The following is a 24415-nucleotide window of genomic DNA, read 5'->3' as shown; positions in this document are numbered from 1 at the left end:
GGCGGCCCTTTGCGAACGGCCCTGCCCGCCTCATATAGACAGCCGTGAGCACCGTCCAATCCACAGAACCATCCACACCCGCCTTCACCGTCGCCACGCGCGCGCCGGAAGGCATCATCCTGGCCGCCAGCGCCGCTAAGCGGCTGGCCAAGCTGGGCACGGCCGAGGGCAAGACCCTGATGCTGCGGGTCGCGGTGGACGGCGGCGGCTGCTCGGGGTTCCAGTATCGGTTCGAACTTGTCGAGACGGCCGAGGACGACGATCTGCGCATCCAGACCGACGGCCAGACCGCCTTGATCGACCCCGTCTCGGTTCCCTTCCTGAAGAACTCCGAGATCGCCTATGTCGATGAACTGGCCGGCGCCCAGTTCGTGGTCAGGAACCCGAACGCGGCCTCCAGCTGCGGCTGCGGCGTCAGCTTCTCGATCTGACGACGGCCCAGCCGGTCGCCAGGATGGGCGAGGCCAGCAAGGCCGCAAACACCCAGTCCCACACTCCATCCTGCAACAGCGCGCCCACCAGCCCGATCAGGCTGAGCGCGAACAGAACGATGGGGGCGCGGAAGATGGCCCACAGGCTCAGATCCCTCGGATTGTGACGGCGACGGCTCACGCCTTCCGTCTCCCCTTGCCCAGCCACAGATAAAGGCCGGACCCCAGGATCACGATGGTGGCGATGTCCAAGAGCGCCCACAGGATCTTCAGCGCCAGCCCGCCATAGTCGCCGAAGTGCAGCGGCTGCGACAGCGACAGGGTCTTCACATACCAGGGCATCGGCGCCACCGCCGCCAGTTCGCCCGTCCGCGCGTCGATCAGGGCCGGCGTCGTCATATGCGTCGTCAGCGGCGTGTCGCCGTGGAAGAAGACGGCATAGTGGTGGTCGGTCGAATAGTCGGTTCCCGGAAACGCCACGAACTGCAGTTTCATGCCCGGCAGCGCCGCCTTGGCCCGTTCCACCGCCGCATCCAGCGAGGCCCGGCCCTGGGCGGGGGCCGGCGCATCGTAGGCGACCGTCAACTCCTTCAGCGCCGTCTCTTTCCAATAGGCCAGGATGGGCGTGGCCAGGGTGTTCACCACCCCTGTCAGCCCCACCACCAGCACCCAGGCCGCTGTCACCACGCCCAGCAGATTGTGGTAGTCCAGCCACCGCGTCCGCGCCGCCTTCTTGACCCGCACCGTCCCGAACGGCAGCCGACGCATGAAGGGCGCATACAGCACCACGCCCGACACCACGGCGACGACCAGCAACAGCCCCATCGTGCCCAGAAACAGCATTCCCGGCAGACCCAGGAACATGTCGGTGTGAAGCTGAAGCAGGAACTCCATCGCCGGATGACCGGCGACCAGCGGCGCGCCCTCGCCGCTGGTCTGGTCGATGGGCTCGAAACTGTATTTGCCGGCCGGGGCGTCGGGGGCGCGGCTGGTGACGTTCACCACCGGCCGGTCCTCGTCGAAGCTCATGAAGGCCGGAACCTCGCCCGGATGTTTGGCCAGACCGGCGGCCAGCACCTCGTCCAGCGTCAGCAGTCGGCCGTCCGGGTTCTTCGGCGCCCACGGCTCATGCAGCAGCGCCTCGTTCAGCTCGTGGCTGAACACCAGCGGCAGTCCCGTGACGCACAGCATCAGCAGGAACAGGGTCGAGATCAGGCTCGACCACTTGTGCGTCCAGGTCCAGGCGCGGATCGTCCGGGCGTGCATCGGCCGGCGCGGATCAGAACTCGGTCGAGACCGACAGACGCCAGGTCCGCGGCGCGCCCAGCGTCAGATAGTTTGATCCCGGATAGCCGCCGACCGCGACCCACTGATCCTCGTCCGCGACATTCTCGACCCGCGCCCGCAGCGTCACCGGCTTTTCGCCCGCCACAAAGGCGTAGCGCACGCCGGCGTCGAACCGGGTCCAGCTTTCCAGCTCCAGCGTATTGGTCGCATTGGCCGGCTGGGCGCCGGTATGGACCGCCCGGCCCTCGACCGTCAGGCCGCTGACCATCGGCACGTCCCACTCGACGTTCAGATTGGCCTGAAAGTCCGGCACGCCGATCGCCGACTTGCCCGCATTGGCGGCGGCCAGCGACCGATTGATCTCCGCGTCCAGCCATGTCGCGCCGCCGATCAGACGCAAGCCTGCGACCGGTTCGCCATAGACCGTCAGCTCGACGCCCTTGTTTTCCTGCTCGCCGCCGTCCGAATAGACAGCGGTATTCGGATCGAAAAAGGCGCTGGGCAGGGTCGTGCGGAAGACGCTCAACGTGCCGCCATATGAACCAGCGTCGTATTTGGCGCCGATCTCGGCCTGCTCGGCGCGGAACGGCGACAGCACGTCGCCACCGTTCGCCACCGTCACGCCATTGACCACCGCCGGCGCGGTCGTGCCCGGAACCAGGGCTTCGGCATAGTTGGCGTACAGCGAGATCGCGTTGCTGGGCTTGTAGACCACGGCGAAGGCCGGCGTCGTCGCGTCGCTGGAATAGCCCGACGTGAAGGCGCCGTCGGCATAGGCGTAGGATCGGGTTTCGATCTCCTGATAGCGGACGCCGACGGTCGCCAGCAGCCGTCCGTCCAGTAAGGATAAGACATCGGCGACGGCGAAACTGGTGTTCTTGACCCGCTCTGTAACGTTTGGATCATCCAGATCGCCCGAGACGCTGGCGATGGCCGGCGCCGGCGACAGCAGCGGATTGGTCAGCGTCCCCATCGCATAGCCGGCGAAGCTCGACGCCGCCCAGGCGTTCTTCGACTTGGACTGGATCTGCGAGGCCGAGGCGACCAGGCGATGCTCAATCGGGCCGGTCGTCAGGTCGGCGCGCACGCCGATGTCGCCTGACCACACCGTGTCCTCGCGAATATTGTCGAAGCGATAGCCGCGGATCGCACCCGCCGCGTCGGCGCGCGGATTGGCCAGGCTGTTGTCTTCCTCGCCCTGACGCCCGCCGAAAGCGGCCCAGGCGCTGATGCTGTCGGTCAGGTCCAGCTCGCCGCGCACGGCGCCGAACAGCTGCTCCTCGTCGGTGTAGGTCCAGCGCTGGGCGAAGTTCTTGTCGGCCGAGGGCGCGTCCGGGATGGCGGTTCCAGGCGTCACGCTGGGACGGGGCGCGTCGATCCGGTGATCCTGCCAGCCCAGATCGGCTGAAAACCGGGCGCGATCGCCTCGGCGGTCCAGTCCAAGGCCCACGACCCGCAGTTGGCCGGTCTCATCCTCGACGGCGCTTTCGCCCGCACGGCTGGCGATATTCAGGCGCGCGCCCCATTCGCCTTCATCGCCGAAACGGCGAGCCAGGTCGGCGGCGGCGTAGATCTCGTCACGGCCCGATACGCCTCCGGTCAGGCGCGTCAGGGGGGCGTCGCCCGCCCGCTTCGGCGTCAGGTTGAAGGCGCCGCCGACCCCCGTTCCGCCCGGCGCAGCGCCGTTCAGGAAGGTGCTGGCGCCGCGAAACACCTCGACCCGCTCGACCAGTTCGGCCGCCACGAACTGGCGCGGCAAAACGCCATAGAGCCCGTTGTAGCTCATGTCGTCCGAATAGACCGGGAAACCGCGAACGACATACAGCTCCTGGAAGTTGCCGAACCCCTTGGACACCCGCACCGTCGGATCGTTCTGCAGCACGTCGCCGATGCCGCGCGCCTGCTGATCACGCACCAGCTTTTCGGTGTAGTTGGCGGTCGAGAACGGCGTGTCCATAACGCCCAGATTGCCCAGCAGACCAATGCGTCCACCGCGCGCCACCTGACCGCCCGCCGCCGGCGCCGTCAGCCGAACCTGCGATCCCGTCACCACGATCTCCCCCAGCTCCGCCGGGGCCGTCGCCTGCTGCGCCAGGGCCGGCGAGGCGAGCGTCAGGGCCAGGGCGCTGGCGGTAAAAAGAACGGAGGCACGGCGAAGGCAGGGCATTTTGATACGCATTCTCAAAATCAAGTTGCGCGTCCCTAGCCCGATCGCTCGGTGCAATGCAATCCGCCGCACCCGCGACATATTGCATTTAGCCGATTTCCTAATTAGGAAGGTCGCTATGAACACCTTGTTCAAGGCCCTGTCGCATCCCGTGCGTCGTCGCATCATCGCCATGCTGCGCGCCGGTCCGCTGGCCTCCGGCGATATCGCCGCCGCCTTTGACATGAGCTGGCCCACCATCACCGGCCACCTCAACGCCCTGAAGGAGGCCGGCCTGGTCAGCCCGGAGCGCGAGGGCCAGACCATCCGCTACCGTTTGGAAATCTCGGCGGTCGAGGAGGCCATGGCCTTTCTGATGGACATCGTCGGAACCGGCGAAGCGACCGAACCCCTGCCCCAGCCCTCAAAGGAACCACGCCGATGAAGGATCGCCTGTCCCTGCTGGACTATCTGACCTTCGCCGTCTTCGGCGTGCAGGCGGCCTTCGCCCTCCACATCGGCGTCAATGGTCCGACGACGCCCATGCCGATGCACTGGAATGCGGACTGGCAGGTCGACCGCTGGGGCGACCGGGTCGAGTTCGCGACCTTCGCGGGCGGCCTGGCGGTGATCGGCTTCATCGCCGCCGCCGGCCTGGGTCTGGCCGCCCTGCGCGCCGAGGATCAAGGCGACGCCTCACGTCGTCGCTCGATGCGGATCGGTCAGGGGCTGACCGTGTTCATCGTCGCCGCCGTCGGTCTGGTCATCGCCTGGGCCAGCTTGGGTCACGCCAGCATAGACAGCGGCCCTGCCGTCCTGACCGGCGCCCTGTCGCTGATCCTGCTAGTCGTCGGCGCCTTTCTCGGCCGGGTCGCGCCCAATCCCCTGATAGGCGTGCGCACCCCCTGGAACTACAAGAGCCGTCTGGCCTGGGATCGCTCGAACCGTCTGGCCGGCCGGTTGTTCTGCCTGGTCGGTCTGGTCGGTCTGATCGCCGCGCCGCTTGCGCCCCCGCCCTATGGCGTCATGGCCCTGATCGCCGCCGTCATCGTGGTCGCAGGCCTTTCGATCTTCGAAAGCTGGCGCGTGTGGCGCGCCGATCCCGACCGCCAACCCTTCTGAAGGAGACTGCCATGCTGACGCTGACCCACGCCCTTCTCGCCGCCAGCCTGCTCGCGGGCCCGGCCTCGACCGACATCGCCCTGCCCGCCCAGCCGGCGCCCTTGCATGGCACGCTGCTGACGCCGGAGGCGTCCACGGCCGTCGCTGTCATCCTGCCCGGCTCAGGCCCGACCGATCGGGACGGGAACAGCCCGATGGGCGTCGCCGCCTCCACCTATCGCATGCTGGCCGAGGGCCTGGCGGAACAGGGGATCGCCACCGTGCGCATCGACAAGCGCGGCATTGCGGCCAGCGCCCCTGCCGGGCTCGACGAAACCAAGCTGCGCTTCGACGACTACGCCGCCGACGCCCGCGCCTGGGCCGCCGAGGCCGCCTCGCGCACGGATCAGTCGTGCGCCTGGCTGATCGGCCACAGCGAAGGGGCCCTGGTCGCGCTGAAGGCGGTCGAGGGCGGCGACGACAAGGTCTGCGGCCTGATCCTGTTGTCTGGCGCCGGTCGTCCGGCCGGCGTGGTGATCCGCGAACAACTCCAGGCCGGCCTGCCCGAACCCCTGAAGACCCAGGCCTTCGCCGTCCTGACCGTGCTCGAAGCCGGCCGCACCGTCGCCGACACGCCGCCCGCGCTGGCGGCCCTGTTCCGCCCGTCAGTCCAGCCCTATCTGATCTCGTGGCTGCCGCTGGACCCCGCCGCCCTGCTCGCCACTTACGACGGCCCGGTCTTCATCGGCCAGGGAACCACCGACCTTCAGATCGGCGTCACGGACGCCCAAGCCCTGGCCGCCGCCGACCCCAAGGCCACGCTCAAACTCTGGGACGGCGTCAACCACCTACTCAAGACCGCCCCCGCCGACCGCGCCGCCAATCTGGCGACCTACGCCGACCCGGCCTTACCGCTGGCGCCAGGCGTGGCGCAGGATGTGGCGACGTTCATTCGGGAAACAGAAAGCACTCATTAGATCTAAGCCTTCAACGCCATGATCTGGCCGACCGTCATGTGACAGGAGCGAACGGTCCGACCACCCATTCCATCACACGCCAGTCGCTGTGAGGCGCGCGTCGCCAGACCTGACGATAGGTGGCGTAAACACTCTTCCCCTGGCGATCAGCAGGTCGGCATGATGCAAAGCCATCGACTTCGACGACTGTCGATGACACCCCATGAAGCTTGCCAGGCTCAAAACTCAATCCAGGACATTCGCCTTCCCGGGCGATCAAGAAGTCGGTTGCACCGCCTTCATCATGGCCGACGCGATTTCTTGGAATGTCGCGCCCTGCCCACTGAAGTCGGGTCCAAGGATCGACCCCTGTTACCCGCCGCCACTCCAGTCGTTTGCGGGTGATCGAGTCATCTTTCAGGATTCGCAAATCCTGCCTCGCGCGACTGAAGACCTCAGCCGCCGCCATCTCGTCGCCGCTAAATCGAAAGCAATTCGATAGTCGGAAAACGCCGTCGGGCGCGGCATCTCCTGAAATCGCAGCGCACGCTGGAAACAGCGGCTCAGCAAGCTTGGCCGCAAGACGTGCGAAGGAGACGATCGCATTGCTCTCACAGCTGCTTGACGACAGTTGCTTGATCCTCGCCCGCGATCGATTGTCAGGAGAGGGCAGCCCGATCTCGGCGAAGATGGCTCCACCATCCATACAGACATCGATGGGCGCAGGCGTTCTGACCTCCACGGGAACGAGCAACTCGTCGCCAGCCTGCTGGATTTGCCGCCAAACCTCCTGCGGTACATCGGCAGTCATCTTGCGGTTGGCTCCAGACGACACTTCCACCGACGGGCTGTGACCGGGACGTCTGACAAAGGCGACGGCGGGTAAGCCTCCCCCGCCCTCGAGGTAGAAGGCGCGATAGACCTCGACGCCGTCGGCTGTCTCAGCCTGCAATGGCTTCACGTCCAATGCGGCCCTCAGTGCGGCGCGCCCTTCTTCGGTACACACCTCACCTTGTCTCGCCCCTGTGCAGTTCGCAGTCGACGAGGCCGCCACGGAGGCCTGCAACATGAGCGCTAAGATTAAAGACATCGGCATCCTCCGGACGCCATATGTCTATGTTCGCCACCTCATGTCGATCATCCCGTTTTTCCAAACAGAGAACGGCGAACACAACCAGCTTTAGTCCTGTGATTGATCGGACGGCCGAGGATGGTTCTCTGAGCCAGCCCGCGCCTCGTCCGCCAGGGCGAAGAACCGATCCCTCACCTCCGCCGCGAAGGGGTTATCGCGTTCGATGGCGCGGAAGACGGCGGGGCTGTCGTGGCGGACCATGTCGACGGCCTGCATCAGACGGTCGAAGCTGGCGGTGGTCATGCGCGTCGGCAGGGGCTCCATGGCCATCAGGACGCGGGCGATCAGATGGGTCAGGCCCTGCACCGTGGCGGCCTCGCGGTCATGGTCCTCGGGGCTGACCTGAAACACCTTCAGCCCCAGCGCGCGGCGGCAGAAGGCGGCGACGCGGCGGGCGTCTTTCGCCCCCCGCACCTCGCACACGGCGATCCGCAGGCCCGCGATGCCGTCCTTGCCGCTCTGCGGTCCGAACAGGGGGTGCGTGCCCACGATCCGCACGCCGGGCGGCAGCAGGGCGTTCATCGCCTGCGCCGGCTTCACCTTGACCGAGCCCACGTCGATGACCAAGGCGTCGGGCCTCAGGTGCGGGCCGATGGCGATCAGCGTCGCCTCCAACGCCTCGACCGGCACGGCCAGCACCACCGTAGGACAGGCGGCGGCGGTCGCCAGATCGGTCAGGGTCGCGAGGCCTTCGTCATCGCTGGCTGACGGATCATGCGCCAGGATCTCGAACCCGGCCGACAGATGCCGCGCCGTCAGCCGCCCGAAGGCGCCGAAGCCGATCAGGCCGAGCCTGTCCCTCACAGCGTCTCCATGAACCGCACCGGGCGCCCGTGCGCCGATCCGATCAGTTCGCCGTCCTGCATCACCACCCGACCGCGCACGATGGTCGCCATCGGCCAGCCGGTCGCCTCGACCCCATCGAACGGGGTCCAGCCGCAGCGAGTCGCCTGTTGATCGTGGGTGATCGTCCGCTTCGCCTTCAGATCGACGATGGTCAGGTCGGCGTCATAGCTGACGGCCATCCGTCCCTTGTTGGCCGTGCCGAACACCCGCTGCGCCCCCGCCGAGGTCAGGTCGATGAACCGCTCAAGCGACAGCCGCCCGTTTGCGACGTGCGTCAGCATCAGCGGCACCAGCGTCTGCACGCCCGGCATGCCCGACGGCGAGGCCGGATAGGGTTTGGCCTTTTCTTCCTTCGTGTGCGGCGCATGGTCCGAGCCCAGCACGTCGGCCACGCCTTGCTGCATCCCCCACAGCCACAGCGCATCCACATGCTCCTGCGACCGGATCGGCGGGTTCATCTGGGCATAGCTGCCCAGCCGCTCATAGGCTTCCGATCCGACCAGGGTCAGGTGCTGGGGCGTGATCTCGACAGTGGCGACATCCTTGTGGAAGCGCAGATATTCCATCTCGTCCCGGGTCGTGACGTGCAGCACATGGATGCGCGCGCCCGTCTCCTTGGCCAGGCCGACCAGCCGACGGGTCGAGCGGATGGCGCTCTCGGCGTCGCGCACCTCGGGGTGGCTGGTCCAGTCGCCGGTGCGGGCCAGACCGCGTCGCTCGACCAGACGGTATTCGTCCTCGGAGTGGAAGGTGGCGCGGCGGCGCACATTGGACAGCACCTTCCTCACCCCCTCGTCATCGGCGATCAGCAGGTCCCCGGTCGAGGCGCCCATGAAGACCTTGACCCCGCAGCAGCCGGGCAGCCGCTCCAACTCGCCCAGATAGTCCGCGTTCTCGTGTGTGCCGCCGACGTAGAAGGCGTGGTCGGTCCACATCCGATCCTTCGCCCGCGCCAGCTTGTCGGCCATGGTGTCGGGATCGGTCGTGTTGGGATTGGTGTTCGGCATCTCGAACACGGCGACGACGCCGCCCAGGGCCGCCGCGCGGCTTCCGGTCTCCAGATCTTCCTTCCACTCCAGCCCCGGCTCGCGGAAATGGACCTGGGTGTCGATCACGCCGGGCAGCACGGTCAGGCCCGTCGCGTCGAAGACCTCGCCCGCCGAGGCCTGGCTCAGGTCGCCGATGAAGGCGATCTTGCCGTCGATCACCCCGACATCCGCCATGCCCCGCCCCGCATGGTTCGCCACCTCGCCGCCACGGACGATCAGGTCATAGGTCTGGGTCATGGGAAATCCTGCGCGTGTTTCGACGGTTCTAGCGGATGCAGCCTCGTTCGCGAAAGCGGCGAAAGTTTCTCCCTCCCCGGGGAGAGACATCGTGTTCAGCCCCGCGCCTTCAACATCCGCTGCGCCGCCTTCAGCACCCGCTCCCACGGCAGATCCATCATATGCTGGATCGCCTGGTTCAGGCGCGGATCCAGCTTCTTGAACTCTTCATAGGTCCGCGGCCCGCGCACGGCCTCGCCCTTCCACGGCCCGCGCACGGTCTCATCCGAAGGTCCGAAGGCGGCGACCACCGGCACGCCCGAGGCCACGGCCAGCTGGGTCCAGATCGAGTCCGCCCCGATGTACAGCACCGACTTCGTCAAGGCTGCGACCGTCTGTAGCCGCGTCAGCTTGCCCTGAAGCTCGATCACCCGCGCGCGCGGCACGGCGTAGCGGATCGTGTGCGCCGCCTCCCGGTCGATCTCCTCGCCCACGATCATCAGCCGCCCGCCCGCCAGCGGCCCGTCGTCGGCCAGCAGCTTGGCCGCCACCTTGGCGTAGCGTTCGGCGGGCCAGCGCTTGCCCATCCATTCCACGCCCGGCCCGACCGCCAGGATCGGCCCGTCGCCGCCCGTCGTCGGGATCAGCGCCTCGACCTGGGCCTGCGTCTCGTCCGAGACATAGAGTTTCGGCGCCGGGATCTCGTCCGGCTCCAGCTTCAGCACCGCCGCCGCCGCCTCGACCGCATGCAGGCCCGGCTGATCCTTGCCCCGCACCGCGCGCTTGTGCCGCCTCAGCTTGCCCGACAGGTCCGAGCCGCGCATGTCCACGACCAGCCCCCATTTGGTCGCCCGCACCTGGTTCCACAGGGCGATCCATTCGAAATGGCCCTCGCGCTCCAGCACGATCAACTTCGTCAGGCGCGGCGTATCGGCGAACAGCGGCGCGCTGGCGGCAGATCCGACGATGGTGAAGGTCGCGTGCGGCAGGCTCTCGACCAGATGCGCCAGCACGCCTGAGGACAGCACGGCGTTCTCGGCGTCCGCCTCGGCGATGTACAGGATGGGAAACCGCCCGATCATCCGTCGACGGATACAGGGATTCTATCTGCGGTTCAGCGCCAAACGCGTGTTTCCACAGGAAGGCCCCATGCGCTACAGCGACGCGCATGAGCCAGACGCCCGACCTAGCCCCCGATCCAGAAGCCGCCGCTCTCGAACGTTTCAAGGCCCAGCGCGTCACGGCCATCTATCGGCTGGACCTGATCGCCAAGGGCGCGACGATTTCCTACGAGGACGGCACGCCGATTGACATGGCCTCCGAAAAGGCCCGCCTGGAAGCGGTCGTCGCCGACATGGATCGCCGCATCGCCCGGCTGGAGCGTTCGGCCGGGTGAGTCTGCCCCTTCTCCCCGGCCGGACCTGCGGCGGTTGCGTCGAATGCTGCCGGGTCATTCCGCTGAACCTGCCGGAACTGGCCAAGCCGACGGGCGAGCTGTGCGCCTATTGCGTCGATGGCGCCGGCTGTTCGGTTCACGCGATCCGGCCTAACACCTGCCGCATCTGGTTCTGCCTGTGGCGCGTGGTCGAGCTGTCCGACGACTGGCGACCGGATCGCAGCGGCGTCATCGTCCGCCCCGACGGCGTCGAGGACGGGGTCATCACCCTGTATGTCCTGCGCCGCTCGGACTTCCTGGCCTCGCCCGACTTCTTCGTGACCGTCGCCGGCTGGGTCGCGGAAGGGATCGAGGTCGCGCTCAGCATTCCCGGCCCGGTCGGGACCTATCCCGCCCGCGCCGTCGTCACCGACTGGCTGCGACCGGCCATCGAGGACGGCGACCCGGACGCCTTCTCGGCGCGCGTCCTGATGTCCCTCGACCGGCTGGCCGAGCACGACTTCCAGCCGGACGGCGTCGTCGCGCGATATGCGGTGACAACCCAGGATCGGCCGAAAGCTTAGCCGAAGCTTAAGCCCTTGGCCCTACGGTGAAATCCGTAACGCCGTCGCTGGAAAGGGCACGCCGTCGATGCAGGCCTGGGACGCGCTGAAACGACCGATCTGGATGTTCGATCCGGTCGCCTTGCGCGGCGTCTACGCCAATGCGGCCGCGCTCGACCTCTGGGGCTCCGACAATCTCGACGCCCTTTTGGCGCGCGATTTCAGCAACGTCTCCCCCGCCGTCCTGGCCCGCACCGAGCGTCTGGCGCGCGAGACGGCGCACGGCGAGACCCTGACGGAAGACTGGACCTTCTACCCGCACGGGCGACCGCTGACGGTGTCGGCGGTGATCTCGACCTATCGCCTGACGGACGGCACGCCGGTCCTGCTGTTCGAGGCCGCGCCCATCACGGTCGAAAACGAGGAGCGTCGCGCGGTCGAGGCCCTGCGCCACACCTCGACCCTGATCACCCTGTTCGACAGCGAAGCCCGCCCGATCTTCTCCAACCCGTCGGCCTTCGCCGCCTACGGCTCAACGGCGCACCCCTTCGAGGCCCGGTTCGCCGAACCCGAACGCGCCCAGCCCATGCTGGCGACCGCCCTGTCCGGCGCCGCGATTTCCGACGTCTGCGAGATCATCACGCGCGAGGGCGTGCGCTGGCACCACCTGGACATTCGCCCCGTGACGGACCCCGTCACGGGCCATCTCGGCGTCTTGCTGAACGAGATCGACGTGACCGAACGGGTCGAGGCCGAACAGGCCCGCGTCGCCGCCGAGCAGAAGACTTCGATGGCCGAGGCCCGGCAGAAGTTCCTGACGGACATGTCGCACGAACTGCGCACGCCCCTGAACGCCGTCATCGGCTTTTCCGACCTGTTGTCCAAGGCCGGCCTGCCCGACGAACAGGCCGATCAGGCCGCCCGCATCAATGGCGCGGGCCAGCGCCTGCTGTCCGTCGTCAACGACATGATCGACCTGTCGGCCGACAACGTCGTTCCCCTGGCGCCCTCAGACACCCCGGCCGAGCCCGCCCCGCCGGCCAATGAGGACGCCCCCGCCCTGCGCGTCCTCTACGTCGACGATCACGACAGCAACCGCGCCCTGGTCATGGCGGTGTTGACGGCCCAGGGCATCGTCTGCGCCACCGCCAACGACGGCGAACAGGGCGTCGAGGCCGCCCGCACCGGCGACTGGGACGTGATCCTGATGGATATCCAGATGCCCGTAATGGACGGCGTCGCGGCGACCCGCGCCATCCGCGCCCTGCCCGGTGTCGTGGGCCGCACCCCCATCCTGGCCCTGACCGCCAACACCCTGCCGGAACAGCTGACCCAGTACGAACAGGCCGGCATGGACGACTGCATCGCCAAGCCGATGAACATCGTCGACCTGGTCATGCGCGTCACCGCCTGGGGCGCCAGCGACTGGCGCACCTTCGATCCCGGCCTTGAGGATGCGGCGGCCGCCGTCGCCTAAATTCGGCGCGGCGTCTTCTGAAGCCGCGCCGTCGGCCCTATCTTCGCCCCATGCCCATCGCCCGTCTCGACAGTCGCGCCCTGATCTCCGTCACGGGCGAGGAGGCGAAACCCTTCCTGCATAATCTGTTGACCCAGGACGTGGAGACGCTGGCCGACGGCGAACTGCGGTTCGGCGCCCTTCTGTCCCCGCCCGGCCGGCTGCTGTTCGACCTTTTCCTTCTGGGACAGGCTGACGGCGTCGTTCTGGATGTCGCCGCCGAGCGTCGCGACGCCCTGATCCAACGTTTGTCGATGTACAAGCTGCGCGCCAAGGTCGAGGTCGCCGCCGAAGACCGCCCGATCTTCGCCGCCTGGCCGGATGCGCCCGCCGGCTTCATCCCCGACCCCCGCACGCCCCTGATGGGCGGCCGTCTCTATGGCCAGGCGATTCCGGACGCCTCCGAGGCCGACTACGACGCCCACCGCCTGTCCGTCGGCCTGCCCGATCCGACCGCCGACGCGCCCCAGGACAAGACCTATCCGATCGAGGCCGATTTCGACCTGCTGAACGGCATCGATTTCCACAAGGGCTGTTTCGTCGGCCAGGAAACGACCTCGCGGATGAAGCGCCGGGGCACGATCAAGAACCGGATGCTGCCGCTGGACTTCGACGGCCCGCCCCCCGCCTTCGGCGCCGAGGTGCTGAAGGGCGAACTCCGCGCGGGCGAGGTCCTCTCGGGGCAGGACGGTTCGGTCATGGCCCTGCTGCGCATCGACCGCCTCGACGGCGACCTGACCGTGGACGGCCGCCCGGTGCGCTTGCGCAAACCCGCCTGGATGGGCGAGGACGTTCTTCCCGTCCCCAACCGTTGAGTCCCCCCATGAAGATCGCCGATCAGATCGTTCTCGTCACCGGCGGGGCGCGCGGCGTCGGCGCCGCCTGCGTCCGCGCCTTCGCCCATGAAGGCGCCCGCGTCGTCATCAACTGGAGAAACAGCGGCGAGGCGGCAGACGCCCTGGCCGCCGAGATCGGCGAGCGCGCCCTCGCCCTCCAGGCCGACGTGACCGACCGCGCCGCGGTCGACGCCATGGTCGCGGCTGCGCACAGCCGTTTCGGCGCCCCCGTCACCACCGTCGTCAACAACGCCCTGGACTACAGCTTCAACGGCGACGCCCGCTCCCAGATGACCGCCATCGGCTGGGACGAGATGGATCGCCAGTTCTCGACCGTCGTGCGCGGCGCCCTGAACCTGATCCAGGCGACCGCGCCCGGCATGACCGCCGCCCGGTTCGGCCGCATCGTCAACATCGGCACCAACCTGTTCCAGAACCCGGTCGTGCCCTACCACGACTACACCGCCGCCAAGGCCGCCTTGCTCAGCCTGACCCGCACCGCCGCCGGCGACCTGGGGCCCGACGGGATTACCGTCAACATGGTCTCGGGCGGCCTGCTTCGCACCACCGACGCCAGCGCCGCCACGCCCGAGGCCGTCTTCGACCTGATCGCCGGCATGACCCCGCTGCGCTCGGTGACGACGCCCGAAGAGTTCGCCGACGCCGTCCTCTTCTTCGCCTCCCCGTGGAGCCGCGCCGTGACGGGCCAGAACTTGGTCGTGGACGGCGGATTGGTCCGAGACTGAATGATGACCGTCTCCTCCCTAGCGCGTAGCGATGGGGAGGTGGCGCGGCGCTCTTGCGCCGTGACGGAGGGGCTCTTAGCCGCCTCACCGCCGCCTGTGGGACTTCAAAGAACCCCTCCACCGCTTTGCGGTCCCCCTCCCCATTTCATGGGGAGGAGACGAGATACATCCTATTCGCGCAGGATATTTTAAAGGACTTCAGTCGCTTAGCTTTCAGCAGCGTCAATCGACCACCCCCTCCCCTCAAGCGTCCTTACAATGCGCAGTTTGACGATCAAGGGAGATGAAGACCTGGATTCATTGGACTGCTTTTCCGCCGTCCAACTTCACACCTCGAAATTGCACTTTCTTGCACTTTGCACGCGTTCTTGAGGTGCAGTGCAATTTCCAACCACCACCCTGAGATTAGACGAATTAGACACTTTAGACGGTGTTTTTCCTCCATCGCCCCGACGCCTACGACCCTTCCCTCAATCGGAACAGACTGGCAACTTCAGGCCATGATCGACTCACACGCCCCAGAGGGTCTCGGCGGCCGATGCGGCTGGTGCGGGACCGACCCCCTCTATGTCGCCTATCACGACACCGAATGGGGCGTACCCGAGCGCGATCCCCGCGCCCTGTGGGAAAAACTGGTGCTCGACGGCTTTCAGGCCGGTCTCGCCTGGATCACCATCCTCAGAAAACGCGAGGGCATCCGCGACGCTTTCGACGGTTTCGATCCCGAGATCGTCGCCCGCTACGACGAGGCTGATATCCAGCGCCTGCTGAACGATCCGCGCATCATCCGCTCGCGCGCCAAGATCAACGCCGCCATCCGGGGCGCCCAGATCTGGCTCCAGATGCGCGATGACGGGGAGGACTTCTCCGCCTGGCTCTGGTCCTTCGTCGGCGGCGAACCGATCCAGACCCCCTACGCCGACTATCGTCAGGCCCCGACCCAAACCGAACAGTCCGTCGCCATGGCCAAGGCGCTGAAGAAACGCGGATTCAACTTCTGCGGCCCGGTCATCGTCTACGCCTTCATGCAGGCCGTCGGCATGGTCAACGATCACCAGACGACTTGCTTCCGTCACGCCCAGGTTCGTGCGATGGCGAGCCATGGCTAGAGCCCCTGCAAATCCGAAAGCCTTCCCGACCCTCGCGCTGGAAACGGTGCTGATCCAGCGCGTCAACGGTCACGTCTGCGGCGTGGACGAGGCCGGACGTGGTCCCTGGGCCGGGCCCGTCTCGGCGGCGGCCGTAATCCTGAACCCTGACGACCTGCCGCCCGGCATCGACGATTCCAAGGCCCTGACCGAAAAGCGTCGCGCCGCCCTGGAGCCCGAGATCAAGGCCCGCGCTGTCGCCTGGGGCGTCGGCTTCGCCTCGGTGGACGAGATCGAGGAACTGAATATCCTGCACGCCACGGGCCTTGCCATGTGCCGCGCCATCGAGGCCTTGCAGGTCCAGCCGGTCGCCGCCCTGGTCGACGGCAACTATCGGTTCAAGCTTCCCTGCGAAATCCAGACGGTCGTCGGCGGCGATGGATTGTCGCTCTCCATCGCGGCGGCCTCGATTCTGGCCAAGACCGCACGGGATCGATTGATGATCGATCTGGATGCCCAATACCCCGGCTACGGCTTCGCCAGCCACAAGGGCTACAACGCCCCGATCCACCAGAACGCCTTGAAAACCCTGGGCCCCTGCCCCGCCCATCGGCGCAGCTGGTCGCCGATCAAGGCGCTGTTGCAGGAGGCCTGACGCCGTCTCAGATGTGCAGGAAGCCGCCCAGCAACGCGCCCATCAGGGCCGCCACAGCCGCCCCGGCGATCGCCATCATCCAGCGCGGCGGCGGCGCCACCTCGGGCTCGACATCGATCTGCTCGACCGGCTGAACGGCCTCGACCGGCCGCGTATAACGCGCGGCGTTGTGGGTGAAGGTCGCATCCGCCGTCCGCGGCGCCCACGAGCGCGGCTCAGCTGCCGGACGCACGCGGTAGTCGTCGCTGCGATCGGTCTTCGGGGCGGTGTACGGGTGCGGTTGCATAGTTCCACAACGGCACGCAACGATTCGCGTTCCGCCCTACCCTCCGTTGTTTTCATTGGTGTCTATGCGGCCACGGGCAGGGAGACCGGCCGCTCGGTCACCACGAACAGGTGCTCGACATTCTTGAGCCGCCCGACCTGCCCGACCTTCTCACCCTTGGGATTATGGATCCCGATCCGGGCCCCGACATAGCGGGGATGCGCCATCTCCAGGACCTGCACATGACCCCGCGCCGACAGCATCTCGACTAGGTCGGCACGGCTCAGATACCCCTCGTCGTTGAAGCTGACGATCAGGTTCGGCGCCTTGACCCGCTCGATCACGGTCCGCAGCGCCGGGCCGATGCCGGGCCGGCTGTTGAAGGCGCTCTTGCGCGTCCTCACGTCCACCCGCTTGTTGGCCACCCCATAGGTCTCGGGCCTGTCCCACAGCACCAGGCTCTCCCAGCAATGGTAGTTCCCCAGATAGGAATGCTGGTTGTAGGGCGGGTCCAGATAAACCAGGTCCGCCTCGACCTGTTCGGCGATCTCGACCGCATCGCCCTGCGTCGCGCGGCATGGCCCGTTCACCGCCGGGACCAGATCCGGGGTGCGCAGCTCCAGCGTCTTCAGCGCCCTCGGCGCCCACTGCTTCATATAGGCCATCTGAACCCCGGCGGTGGAATCCACCCGATCCGCCGCCTCCATCAGGCTGACCAGGGTGATGGCCTTGAGTTCCGGCTCCAGTCCCATCGCCTCGATCCGGTCGCGCATGGCGTCGATCCGCGCCCCGTTGTCCGGGTGGAAGTACCGCGCATCCTGACAAAAGGCCTGGGTGAACCAGCCCGCCTCGGGCTTCACCGTCCGCAGCTCGGCCAGCACGCCCTCGGCCCGCGCGACCCACCGCTCCCGGTCCGCCTGGACATAGGTCGTCGCCAGAGCGTGGGCATAGGCGTTCAGGTCGTTCGACCAGACCTGAAACCCCTGCTTCTTCAGGGCGTGCCCGACCCGCGCCGTGCCCGAGAACAGATCGCAGACCCGCCCGCCCTGCGGCAGCACCCCCGCCACCGCACCCGTCACATGCCCCAGCAAGGCGCGCTTGGAGCCGATATATTTGATCATGACGCGGCCCGACTCATCGCGGCAGCATAGCGGCTGTCGCCGGGCGCGCGAAGTTGCCCGGTCGTCGGGATCCAAGCACCGCGCCTGGCTTCAAACCATCGATCGGTCCATGCTTGGTGCGACGACCACGGAGAAGGCGCATGCCCCACAGTGAAACCCATCGGGTCGATCGGATCGGCTGGCTCAGGGCGGCGGTGCTGGGGGCCAATGACGGGCTGGTGTCGACGGCCAGTCTGGTGGTGGGCGTCGCGGCGGCGGCGACCAGTCATGGCGGCATCCTGATCGCGGGCGTCGCCGGATTGGCGGCAGGCGCCATGTCGATGGCGGCGGGCGAATATGTCTCGGTCAGTTCGCAGTCCGACACCGAAAAGGCCGATCTGGCCCGTGAGGCGGTCGAACTGGCCGGCGATCATGAGGCGGAGACGCGCGAACTGGCCGGCATCTATGTCGGGCGAGGCGTCGCGCCGGATCTGGCGACCGAGGTGGCGCGTCAGATGATGGCGCATGACGCGCTGGGCGCCCATGCGCGCGACGAGCTGGGTATTTCGGAGATCACCACCGCGCGGCCGATCCAGGCGGCGCTGACCTCGGCGATCACCTTCTCGGCCGGAGCCGCCCTGCCTCTGGTCGTCGCCGCCGTTGCGCCGCTGGACACGCTGGCGATCTGGGTCGCGGCTTCCGCCCTGCTGGGTCTGGCCGTGCTGGGCGCCCTGGGCGCCCGCGCAGGCGGCGCGCCGGTCGGACGATCGGTTTTGCGTGTCGTCTTCTGGGGCGCGCTCGCCATGGCCATCACCGCAGGCGTGGGCCGCCTGTTCCACATCGCCGCCTGATCAGAACCGCGCGGTCAGGGCCAGGCGGGCGGTGAGCGGTCGTTGCGGGGTGCTGATGTCGCCTGAGGCGTAGAAGGAATTGCCGAAGGTGAAGGTGTCGTCGCTGCGGTTGAACAGATTGTCCACCGACGCCCTGATCGCCCAGCGATCGATCTCCACGCCGACGCCCAGCGAACTGGTCAGATAGCCGGCCGAGGCGCCGGTGGACGTCGGCGACAGGGCGATATCGGTCGGGCCGACATAGCCCAGACGAAGCTCGGATCGCACCGTCGCATGCGTCAGATGCGCCTCGTGCACGACGCCGCCTTGGACGCTGAAATCGGCGACCGCGGGCAGTCGCGTGTCGGTCCCCAGCGCAAAACCGGGGTCCGGTCGGGTCAACTCGGGATCATTGACGACGGCGTGCGCATCAAGCGTCCATGGGCCGTCGCGCCATTCGACCTCGCCCTCGATCCCGCGATTGCGGCCATCGCCCAGATTGGCGGTGAAGGGCAGGCCCCGGGCGTCGAACCGGTCCGACTGGATGTTGCGCCAATCGGCGACGAAGACCGCGCTTCGCCCGCGCAGTCGCCCTTCGAACAGGGTGAAGCGCGCGCCCGCCTCGCCGGCGACGATCTCGTCCGGCTTCACCCGTCGCGCGGGCTGCTGATCGCCGCCCGGCACGGCGCCCGCGTTGAAGCCCGGCCCGCGATAGCCCTCCGTCGCCAGCGCGTAGAAGACGAAGGGCCCACGATCATATTCGACCACCAGACGCGGGGTGATATCGACCAGGGCGTCTTCTCCAGACACCTGCGTCGGATCGCCATCGGTTTCGCTGCGATGCTCGACCCCGATGCGGAACAGGCGCGCGCCGGCCGTGATCTTCAGATGGTCGCTCAGCGCATAGGCGGCGTCGCCGAACAGGGCGGCCTCGTCCACATGGTCGCGCCTGTGCTGTCGATAGACCCCCGGCCCGCCCTGCCCGTCCGAGATTCCTACGGTGCGGGTGTGGGTATATTCCGAGAAGAACAGCCCGGCGCTCCACTTCAGTCGCGCGCCGAAGTCGCCGTTCAACCGCACCTCATGCACCGCAGCCGACAGGTCGTCGGCCTGGTCCAGCGCCGCTGTTCCCGTAAGCCCGAACAATCCGGCCGCAGGCGTCGCATCGTAGCGCGCATCGAGGCCGTGCGACTGAACGCTGGATGAGGCCCGCAGCCGCGCCCAGCCCAAATCCCCATCCACCGAGGCCCAGACGCCGTCGAAATCGTTGCGGCTGGGCTCCGTCAGGCTGCGACGACGCGAATAGGGTTGGTCGGCGCCCAGGTTGGCGTACTGGCTGTCGTCGACGTCGATGGTCTGGGCCAGAAAGCCCGTCTTCAAGGTCCAGCCGGGGGTCAGACGCAGCAGCGCCGCCGCCCTCAGCCCCTGTCGATGCATGCCGCCGGTATTGCTCAGTCCGAGGGCCTGATCATCGACGTAGCCCCCGACCGTCTCGTCATAGCCGACGACCCGGACCGCCAGGCGATCACGCAGGATCGGGGCGTTGATCATCAGCTCGACGGCGTCGCCCGGCGCGCCGCCGGCCGTCAGCGCCCCCTCCGCCGTCAGGCGTCCATAGACGCCGTCCAAGTCCGGCGCGCGGCTGACCATCTGGACGACGCCGCCCATCGAACCGGCGCCGTACAGCGCCCCCTGCGGCCCGCGCAGAACCTCGACCCGTTCGATGTCGGCCAGACGCAACGCCGGGTCGGGCGCGTCGTAGGTCAGGCGCACATCGTCGAGATAGAGCCCGATCAGGCTTTGCGCCTGTCCCGCAACGGGTCCGTCCGCCAGGCCTCGAATGAAGAGCTTGTCGCGCCCCGGCCCCAGATTGGTGACCGTCAGGCCCGAGACGCGCGCGGCAACGCCGTCGAGGTCGCTAACCCCTGCCCGTTCAAGCGTCACCCCATCCAGCGACGACAGGCCGTAGGGGGCGCGCGACAGCAGCAGATTGTCCGTGCGTGACGCCGTCACCACGACTTCATCCAGCGTCGTCGGGGCCACGGGCGCGGGCGGCGCTGCAATCGTCCGCGCGACGGCAGGCGGCGCGGCGGCGACCCGCACGATCCTGTAGGCGCCGTCGCCGACGCGGGTCGCGACGCAGTGCGTGCCCAGCATCAATCTGGACAAGGCGGCGTCGACGGAAAGTCGGCCTCTCACCCCGCGCGTTGGGCCGCATCGCTCGGTTCCGGCGGCGTCGATGCTGACGCCCGCCTGCAGACCGAAGTCGAGGACGGCAGTCCGCAAGGGCTGAGGCGAGACCGACACCTGAAGCGCGGAACGGCCTTGAGCCATGCCGATCGACGGCGTGGTCACACCGCAAACGACGACCAGCGCGCAGAGGAAGGCTCGTACCAAAAGGCGACGTCCGAAGCAGGTTCAGCGCCGTTCTAGACGAACCCCTTGCGGCCCGCGAGTGGCCTTGATCGGCAGGAACCGTTCCAGCCGGCCGATCACCGCCGCTTCGTCATCAAGAACCAGCGTGCCGGAGAAGCGCAGGTTCGCCGCGTTCGGCGCCACGGTCACCGGCGTAGCGAAGGCGCGGCTGAGGTCGGCGACGATCTCGCGCAGCGGCCGATCGTCATAGGCCCGTCGCCCCTGGGTCCAGGCGGCGGCGGTGCGGACATCGACGGGGGCCACGGTCATGCGGTCGTCGGCGTCGTCGCGCTGGACCGACTGACCGACCGTCAGACGCACCCGCCGCGCGGGCTGTTTCAGGTCGCTGACCTCGACGACGCCCCGCAGCACCGCCACCTGGGTGTCATCGGCGGATCTTCGGATGTTGAACGCCGTGCCGACCACGCGCACCTGGCTTTCGCCGACATCGATCAGGAAGGGTCGGCCGGCGTCATGCGCGACATCGAAGGTCGCCTCGGCCTGATCCATATGCACCAGACGCCGTCCTCGCTCCATCTTCACCGACAGGGTCGAGCCGCCGTTGATCTGAAGCCGCGATCCGTCGTCCAAGGTCACCGTCCGCGTTTCGCCGGGCGCGGTGCTGTAGACCACGGTGGGCGCGGTTTGCAGCATCGGGCCTAGGAAGATCGCCGCGGCGAGAGCCGCAGCCATCGCCGGGACCGCCACCATCCATCGCCGCCCCGGTCCCTTGCGCCGCTCGCGATGCGCCGACAGGTCGATGACTGGCGCCGGCTGAACGTCGGAACGGTCGTCTAGGACATCCGAGGCCGCCCAAAGCCCCTCGGCCTCGTCGAAGGCGCGCCGATGGGCCGGATCTTGATCGAGCCAGGCCGTCGCCGCGTCGATGTCCGCAATCGTCACGTCATCGGCGCGCAGACGCACGACCCAGGCGGCGGCCTGGGCGGCGATCTCCTCGTCCTTGATGACAGCGTCCTGGGTCATGATCCGGTCCGGGCCCGAGCGGGCTTTGTGGGAGAGACGACGCGGTCGCGCCGCATCCTCAATGAAAAATGGCGAAAAACAGTCGTCATGGCCAACCGACCCGCAGCAGCAGTTCCTTCAGCGAGGCGGAAACGTATTTTTCGACCGCGCTGCGCGAGACGCCCATCCGCTCGGCCACCTCGGCCTGGCTGAGCCCGGCCATCTTGTGCAGACGGAAGGCCTCCGCGGCCTTGGGCGGCATCCGGTCGATCGCGGCGACAACCTTTTCCAGTTTCAGCTTGGCCCAGACGGCGTCCTCGGCCGACGGCGCATCCTGGGCTTCGGCCGCATCATCGATAGCGGAAGCGCGCCGCCATTCCAGATCGCGCGCGCCTGCACGACGCTGCGCCTTGGACGCATCCAGGGCCAGATTGGCGGCGATCCGATAGAGGAAGGCCTGCGGATGGCGGACCTCGGCGGCGGCCTCCTCGGTCACGGATTGCAGCCGCACCCAGACATCCTGCGCCAAATCTTCGGCCGCAGCCGACGATCCCGTGCGCGCCGTCAGAAAGCGCACAAGCGCCGGGCGGCTGTCCAGCCACGCGTCCGCCAAGGCTTGCCGCGCCGGTCGGCTCGGGTCGTGCTGAGGGGGACCGGAAGAGGCGTTCACCACCCCATCGTGGGTTGCTGCGCACTCTGCGGCAACCGCGATTGCGACGGCGAAAGATTTTTTTGTGGGGGTCGCCGCACCGCGTCGTCTCTGGCCCGAAGTCCCTTGGCCCGAGGCCCGCATGTTTCCACTCCGCCTGCCCGAAGACGCCGATCCGGTTCGGCCGCGCGCGCGCCGCACGCTGTCGTCGCGCATCATCCGGTTCGACGACCCCTGCCGAGGCGAACGTCGCCGCGTGGAGCAGTTCATCGAGGCGGCCTATGCCGAGGCCTATGGCGGCCAGATCCAGGCCCATTTCCCGACCCTGATGAGCGTTCAGGACGAGGCTGGCGTCATCTACGCCGCCGTCGGCTTCCGGCACGCCGCCGAGGCGCCCCTGTACTTGGAACAATATCTGGACGGCTCCGTCGAGACGGTCCTGAGCCAGGCCATCGGCGCCATCGACCGCGCGCAGGTGGTCGAGATCGGCAGCCTGGCCTCCAGCGGACAGGGCGCGACCGTCTTCCTGTTCGCCGCCATGGCCCATCATCTGCAGTCCGAAGGTCTGAGGTTCGCCGTCGCCACCGCGACCGACGAGTTGCGCCGCATCTTCCACAAGGCCGGTCTGGGCGCGCTTCAGCTCGCGCGCGCCGATCCGCGCCGCCTCGACGACGGCGGCGGCAGCTGGGGCGCCTACTATCAGACCGATCCCGTGGTGCTGGCCGGCTCGATCGACGCGGCGACCGCGCCGCTGGATCACTTCTCCGAAACGGCGCCGGTCGGACGGGCCGTCCGCACCCGCCTGCACTACGAGGATCGCTAATGAGCGCCGTTCTGGACGCCCTGTCGCGTCGCGCCCGCACCACGCCCGATGATGTGGTGATCGAGTGGGCCGAAGGTTCGTTGACCGCGGCCGAACTGCTGGCGCAGGTCGGTCAGCTGGCGACCGCCCTGGCCGACGACCGATCTCCGGTCGGGGTCCTGCTCGACAACGGGGCGGCCTGGGTCGTCGCCGATCTGGCGCTGATCCTCGCCCAGCGACCGAGCGTGCCGATCCCGCCCTTCTTCACGGCCGCTCAACGCGATCATGCCTTGGCCGATGCCGGCGCGGGGCTGCTGATCACGCCGGGCGCTCCAGGCGAGCTGACGGCGGGCGGCGCGCCGATCCGGCTGACGCCGACGGGGCTGCCGGTGCGTGATTTGCATCCCGGCACGGCCAAGATCACCTACACCTCCGGCTCGACCGGCGCGCCCAAGGGGGTCTGCCTGTCGCAGGATCAGATGGAGGCGGTCGCCGCCTCTCTGGTTCAGGTCCTGGGCCGGGACCGCGCAGGGCTGCATCTGCCTGTGCTGCCGCTGGCGGTGCTGCTGGAGAATGTCGCCGGCCTCTATGCGACGCTTCTGGCCGGCGGCTGCTATCACGCCGCCAGCCTGGCCGAGGCCGGGATGGGCGAGGCATTCCGCCCCGACTTTGCGCGCCTGCTGACCACCGCTGTCCAGACCGGTGCCACGACCCTGATCCTGGTTCCCGAACTGCTGCGCGGCCTGATCGCCGCCCAAGGCGCGATGCGGCTGGATCATCGGCTGGAGATGATCGCGGTCGGCGGCGCCCGGGTGTCCCCGGCGCTGCTGGAGGCCGCCGCCAATGCCGGCCTGCCTGTGGTCGAGGGCTATGGCCTCAGCGAATGCGCCTCGGTCGTGGCGCTCAACAGTCCGGACGACGCTCGCCCCGGCACGGTCGGCCGGCCCTTGCCTCACCTTGCGGTCCATCTGGCCGACGACGGCGAAATCCTGGTCTCGCCCCATCCCTTCCTCGGCTATGTCGGCCAGGCGCCCGCGCCGGAGCGTCTGCACACCGGCGACATCGGCCGCTTCGACGCCGATGGACGGCTCAGCATCGAAGGCCGCAAGGCCAACACCCTGATCACCGCCTTCGGGCGCAACGTCGCGCCCGAATGGGTCGAGAGCGAGCTTCTGGCCGAACCCCAGATCCTTCAGGCCATGGCGATGGGCGAGGCGGAGGCGTCGTTGTCGGCCCTGATCGTGGCGATGCCCGGCGCCGAACCGGCCCAGATCGAAGCCGCCGTCGCACGCGCCAACGCCCGCCTGCCCGACTACGCCCGCATCGGCGACTGGCGTCTGGTCCCGCCCTTCGATCCCGCCGCCGGTCAGGTCACCGCCAACGGTCGTCCGCGTCGCGAGACCCTGCTGCGCACCTACGCCCCCTCCCCCTCGCAAGCCGCCTGAGAG

Annotated in this window: 25 protein-coding genes and 1 pseudogene; 14 read left to right on the top strand and 12 right to left on the bottom strand. The window is 68.0% G+C overall.

The genetic code is table 11. The features are described 5' to 3' along the window. The first annotated feature begins 113 nt into the window (after positions 1-113). Positions 114-431 carry an iron-sulfur cluster insertion protein ErpA gene (erpA, locus tag KAK88_RS05825; RefSeq protein ID WP_242078563.1) on the top strand — a complete coding sequence of 106 codons (318 nt, stop codon included), beginning with the start codon at positions 114-116 and terminating at the stop codon, positions 429-431. Here the strand turns inward: erpA and KAK88_RS05820 are convergent. The 3 genes and pseudogenes from KAK88_RS05820 to KAK88_RS05810 form a co-directional block, all read right to left on the bottom strand. Continuing rightward, a complete protein-coding gene (locus KAK88_RS05820; RefSeq protein WP_242078260.1) occupies positions 415-612 on the bottom strand; it encodes a hypothetical protein in 198 nt (65 codons plus the stop codon). The genes erpA and KAK88_RS05820 overlap by 17 nt on opposite strands. Further along, positions 609-1801: pseudogene (locus KAK88_RS05815) on the bottom strand (PepSY-associated TM helix domain-containing protein). The gene KAK88_RS05820 and the pseudogene KAK88_RS05815 overlap by 4 nt, the downstream one beginning before the upstream one ends. Further along, on the bottom strand, positions 1711-3897 hold the full coding sequence (locus KAK88_RS05810) for a TonB-dependent receptor (RefSeq protein WP_431307208.1): 2187 nt from the start codon (positions 3895-3897) through the stop codon (positions 1711-1713). The pseudogene KAK88_RS05815 and the gene KAK88_RS05810 overlap by 91 nt, the downstream one beginning before the upstream one ends. A 106-nt stretch (positions 3898-4003) precedes the next feature. On the opposite strand from KAK88_RS05810, the gene KAK88_RS05805 reads away from it, so the two are divergent. Genes KAK88_RS05805 through KAK88_RS05795 form a run of 3 tightly spaced genes read left to right on the top strand, consistent with a single transcriptional unit; the run spans position 4004 to position 5942 of the window. Further along, positions 4004-4309, top strand: a complete 306-nt coding sequence (locus KAK88_RS05805; protein ID WP_153922996.1) for a metalloregulator ArsR/SmtB family transcription factor — start codon at positions 4004-4006, stop codon at positions 4307-4309. Beyond that, entirely contained in the window at positions 4306-4986 is a 681-nt protein-coding gene (locus KAK88_RS05800; protein ID WP_242078259.1) for an SdpI family protein, read from the top strand. The genes KAK88_RS05805 and KAK88_RS05800 overlap by 4 nt, the downstream gene beginning before the upstream one ends. Positions 4987-4997: 11 nt before the next feature. Further along, the gene (locus KAK88_RS05795; RefSeq protein ID WP_242078258.1) at positions 4998-5942 is read left to right on the top strand and encodes an alpha/beta hydrolase; all 945 of its coding nucleotides are present in this window, start codon (positions 4998-5000) and stop codon (positions 5940-5942) included. Positions 5943-5976: 34 nt separating this feature from the next. On the opposite strand, the gene KAK88_RS05790 is transcribed toward KAK88_RS05795, so the two are convergent. The 4 genes from KAK88_RS05790 to KAK88_RS05775 all read right to left on the bottom strand — a co-directional run bounded on the left by KAK88_RS05790 (position 5977) and on the right by KAK88_RS05775 (position 10246). Beyond that, complete coding sequence (locus KAK88_RS05790) at positions 5977-6888, bottom strand: hypothetical protein (RefSeq protein ID WP_242078257.1); 912 nt, start codon at positions 6886-6888, stop codon at positions 5977-5979. A gap of 213 nt (positions 6889-7101) precedes the next feature. Then, positions 7102-7857 (bottom strand): prephenate dehydrogenase/arogenate dehydrogenase family protein, encoded by a 756-nt coding sequence (locus KAK88_RS05785; RefSeq protein WP_242078256.1) that lies wholly within the window; start codon positions 7855-7857, stop codon positions 7102-7104. Then, positions 7854-9185 (bottom strand): dihydroorotase, encoded by a 1332-nt coding sequence (locus tag KAK88_RS05780; RefSeq protein ID WP_242078255.1) that lies wholly within the window; start codon positions 9183-9185, stop codon positions 7854-7856. Before KAK88_RS05780 ends, KAK88_RS05785 begins: the two co-directional genes overlap by 4 nt. Positions 9186-9280: 95 nt before the next feature. Continuing rightward, positions 9281-10246 carry a glycosyltransferase family 9 protein gene (locus KAK88_RS05775; RefSeq protein WP_242078254.1) on the bottom strand — a complete coding sequence of 322 codons (966 nt, stop codon included), beginning with the start codon at positions 10244-10246 and terminating at the stop codon, positions 9281-9283. Positions 10247-10332: 86 nt separating this feature from the next. Between KAK88_RS05775 and KAK88_RS05770 the strand changes: the two genes are divergently transcribed. From KAK88_RS05770 to KAK88_RS05735, 7 genes are all read left to right on the top strand, one after another. Then, complete coding sequence (locus KAK88_RS05770) at positions 10333-10560, top strand: hypothetical protein (protein WP_242078253.1); 228 nt, start codon at positions 10333-10335, stop codon at positions 10558-10560. Then, entirely contained in the window at positions 10557-11123 is a 567-nt protein-coding gene (locus KAK88_RS05765; RefSeq protein ID WP_242078252.1) for a hypothetical protein, read from the top strand. Before KAK88_RS05770 ends, KAK88_RS05765 begins: the two co-directional genes overlap by 4 nt. Positions 11124-11190: 67 nt before the next feature. Beyond that, a complete protein-coding gene (locus tag KAK88_RS16020; RefSeq protein WP_277928832.1) occupies positions 11191-12579 on the top strand; it encodes a hybrid sensor histidine kinase/response regulator in 1389 nt (462 codons plus the stop codon). A 50-nt stretch (positions 12580-12629) separates the two neighbouring features. Continuing rightward, on the top strand, positions 12630-13433 hold the full coding sequence (locus KAK88_RS05750; protein WP_242078251.1) for a YgfZ/GcvT domain-containing protein: 804 nt from the start codon (positions 12630-12632) through the stop codon (positions 13431-13433). Positions 13434-13441: 8 nt separating this feature from the next. Beyond that, positions 13442-14200, top strand: coding sequence for a 3-oxoacyl-ACP reductase (locus KAK88_RS05745; RefSeq protein ID WP_242078250.1), 759 nt, complete (start codon positions 13442-13444; stop codon positions 14198-14200). A gap of 500 nt (positions 14201-14700) precedes the next feature. Further along, positions 14701-15309 (top strand): DNA-3-methyladenine glycosylase I, encoded by a 609-nt coding sequence (locus tag KAK88_RS05740; RefSeq protein ID WP_242078249.1) that lies wholly within the window; start codon positions 14701-14703, stop codon positions 15307-15309. After that, positions 15302-15943 carry a ribonuclease HII gene (locus KAK88_RS05735; protein ID WP_242078248.1) on the top strand — a complete coding sequence of 214 codons (642 nt, stop codon included), beginning with the start codon at positions 15302-15304 and terminating at the stop codon, positions 15941-15943. Before KAK88_RS05740 ends, KAK88_RS05735 begins: the two co-directional genes overlap by 8 nt. A gap of 7 nt (positions 15944-15950) precedes the next feature. Here the strand turns inward: KAK88_RS05735 and KAK88_RS05730 are convergent, their stop codons facing one another. Together KAK88_RS05730 and KAK88_RS05725 are read right to left on the bottom strand one after the other, a co-directional pair. After that, a complete protein-coding gene (locus KAK88_RS05730) occupies positions 15951-16229 on the bottom strand; it encodes a hypothetical protein (protein ID WP_242078247.1) in 279 nt (92 codons plus the stop codon). 62 nt (positions 16230-16291) lie between these two features. Then, the gene (locus KAK88_RS05725) at positions 16292-17329 is read right to left on the bottom strand and encodes a DNA adenine methylase (RefSeq protein WP_242078246.1); all 1038 of its coding nucleotides are present in this window, start codon (positions 17327-17329) and stop codon (positions 16292-16294) included. A 140-nt stretch (positions 17330-17469) separates the two neighbouring features. Between KAK88_RS05725 and KAK88_RS05720 the strand changes: the two genes are divergently transcribed. Further along, positions 17470-18159: a VIT1/CCC1 transporter family protein gene (locus KAK88_RS05720; RefSeq protein WP_242078245.1), complete on the top strand. Its 690-nt coding sequence runs from the start codon at positions 17470-17472 to the stop codon at positions 18157-18159. Here KAK88_RS05720 and KAK88_RS05715 read toward each other — a convergent pair whose 3' ends face one another. The 3 genes from KAK88_RS05715 to KAK88_RS05705 all read right to left on the bottom strand — a co-directional run bounded on the left by KAK88_RS05715 (position 18160) and on the right by KAK88_RS05705 (position 22186). After that, a complete protein-coding gene (locus tag KAK88_RS05715) occupies positions 18160-20493 on the bottom strand; it encodes a TonB-dependent receptor (protein ID WP_242078244.1) in 2334 nt (777 codons plus the stop codon). 63 nt (positions 20494-20556) lie between these two features. Then, a complete protein-coding gene (locus tag KAK88_RS05710; protein WP_242078243.1) occupies positions 20557-21537 on the bottom strand; it encodes a FecR family protein in 981 nt (326 codons plus the stop codon). Positions 21538-21622: 85 nt separating this feature from the next. Continuing rightward, positions 21623-22186 carry an RNA polymerase sigma factor gene (locus tag KAK88_RS05705; protein WP_242078242.1) on the bottom strand — a complete coding sequence of 188 codons (564 nt, stop codon included), beginning with the start codon at positions 22184-22186 and terminating at the stop codon, positions 21623-21625. A 121-nt stretch (positions 22187-22307) separates the two neighbouring features. Here KAK88_RS05705 and KAK88_RS05700 point away from each other — a divergent pair, with 121 nt between their 5' ends. Further along, positions 22308-22988, top strand: coding sequence for a thermostable hemolysin (locus KAK88_RS05700; protein WP_242078241.1), 681 nt, complete (start codon positions 22308-22310; stop codon positions 22986-22988). Further along, entirely contained in the window at positions 22988-24412 is a 1425-nt protein-coding gene (locus KAK88_RS05695; RefSeq protein WP_242078240.1) for an AMP-binding protein, read from the top strand. Before KAK88_RS05700 ends, KAK88_RS05695 begins: the two co-directional genes overlap by 1 nt. Positions 24413-24415 lie beyond the last annotated feature (3 nt).

Source organism: Brevundimonas diminuta (genome assembly GCF_022654015.1).
GTDB classification, from domain to species: domain Bacteria; phylum Pseudomonadota; class Alphaproteobacteria; order Caulobacterales; family Caulobacteraceae; genus Brevundimonas; species Brevundimonas diminuta_C.
The sequence above is the reverse complement of the archived record's forward strand: the minus strand, read 5'-3'. Positions and strand labels throughout refer to the sequence as shown.

What these genes read in the sequence shown, in the direction of transcription:
- KAK88_RS05810 (WP_431307208.1), bottom strand. Translation starts at nt 3,897, where the DNA reads ATGCGTATCAAAATGCCCTGCCTTCGCCGTGCCTCCGTTCTTTTTACC.
- KAK88_RS05805 (WP_153922996.1), top strand. Translation starts at nt 4,004, where the DNA reads ATGAACACCTTGTTCAAGGCCCTGTCGCATCCCGTGCGTCGTCGCATC.
- KAK88_RS05800 (WP_242078259.1), top strand. Translation starts at nt 4,306, where the DNA reads ATGAAGGATCGCCTGTCCCTGCTGGACTATCTGACCTTCGCCGTCTTC.
- KAK88_RS05795 (WP_242078258.1), top strand. Translation starts at nt 4,998, where the DNA reads ATGCTGACGCTGACCCACGCCCTTCTCGCCGCCAGCCTGCTCGCGGGC.
- KAK88_RS05780 (WP_242078255.1), bottom strand. Translation starts at nt 9,185, where the DNA reads ATGACCCAGACCTATGACCTGATCGTCCGTGGCGGCGAGGTGGCGAAC.
- KAK88_RS05775 (WP_242078254.1), bottom strand. Translation starts at nt 10,246, where the DNA reads ATGATCGGGCGGTTTCCCATCCTGTACATCGCCGAGGCGGACGCCGAG.
- KAK88_RS05770 (WP_242078253.1), top strand. Translation starts at nt 10,333, where the DNA reads ATGAGCCAGACGCCCGACCTAGCCCCCGATCCAGAAGCCGCCGCTCTC.
- KAK88_RS16020 (WP_277928832.1), top strand. Translation starts at nt 11,191, where the DNA reads ATGCAGGCCTGGGACGCGCTGAAACGACCGATCTGGATGTTCGATCCG.
- KAK88_RS05750 (WP_242078251.1), top strand. Translation starts at nt 12,630, where the DNA reads ATGCCCATCGCCCGTCTCGACAGTCGCGCCCTGATCTCCGTCACGGGC.
- KAK88_RS05745 (WP_242078250.1), top strand. Translation starts at nt 13,442, where the DNA reads ATGAAGATCGCCGATCAGATCGTTCTCGTCACCGGCGGGGCGCGCGGC.
- KAK88_RS05740 (WP_242078249.1), top strand. Translation starts at nt 14,701, where the DNA reads ATGATCGACTCACACGCCCCAGAGGGTCTCGGCGGCCGATGCGGCTGG.
- KAK88_RS05735 (WP_242078248.1), top strand. Translation starts at nt 15,302, where the DNA reads ATGGCTAGAGCCCCTGCAAATCCGAAAGCCTTCCCGACCCTCGCGCTG.
- KAK88_RS05730 (WP_242078247.1), bottom strand. Translation starts at nt 16,229, where the DNA reads ATGCAACCGCACCCGTACACCGCCCCGAAGACCGATCGCAGCGACGAC.
- KAK88_RS05725 (WP_242078246.1), bottom strand. Translation starts at nt 17,329, where the DNA reads ATGATCAAATATATCGGCTCCAAGCGCGCCTTGCTGGGGCATGTGACG.
- KAK88_RS05720 (WP_242078245.1), top strand. Translation starts at nt 17,470, where the DNA reads ATGCCCCACAGTGAAACCCATCGGGTCGATCGGATCGGCTGGCTCAGG.
- KAK88_RS05710 (WP_242078243.1), bottom strand. Translation starts at nt 21,537, where the DNA reads ATGACCCAGGACGCTGTCATCAAGGACGAGGAGATCGCCGCCCAGGCC.
- KAK88_RS05700 (WP_242078241.1), top strand. Translation starts at nt 22,308, where the DNA reads ATGTTTCCACTCCGCCTGCCCGAAGACGCCGATCCGGTTCGGCCGCGC.
- KAK88_RS05695 (WP_242078240.1), top strand. Translation starts at nt 22,988, where the DNA reads ATGAGCGCCGTTCTGGACGCCCTGTCGCGTCGCGCCCGCACCACGCCC.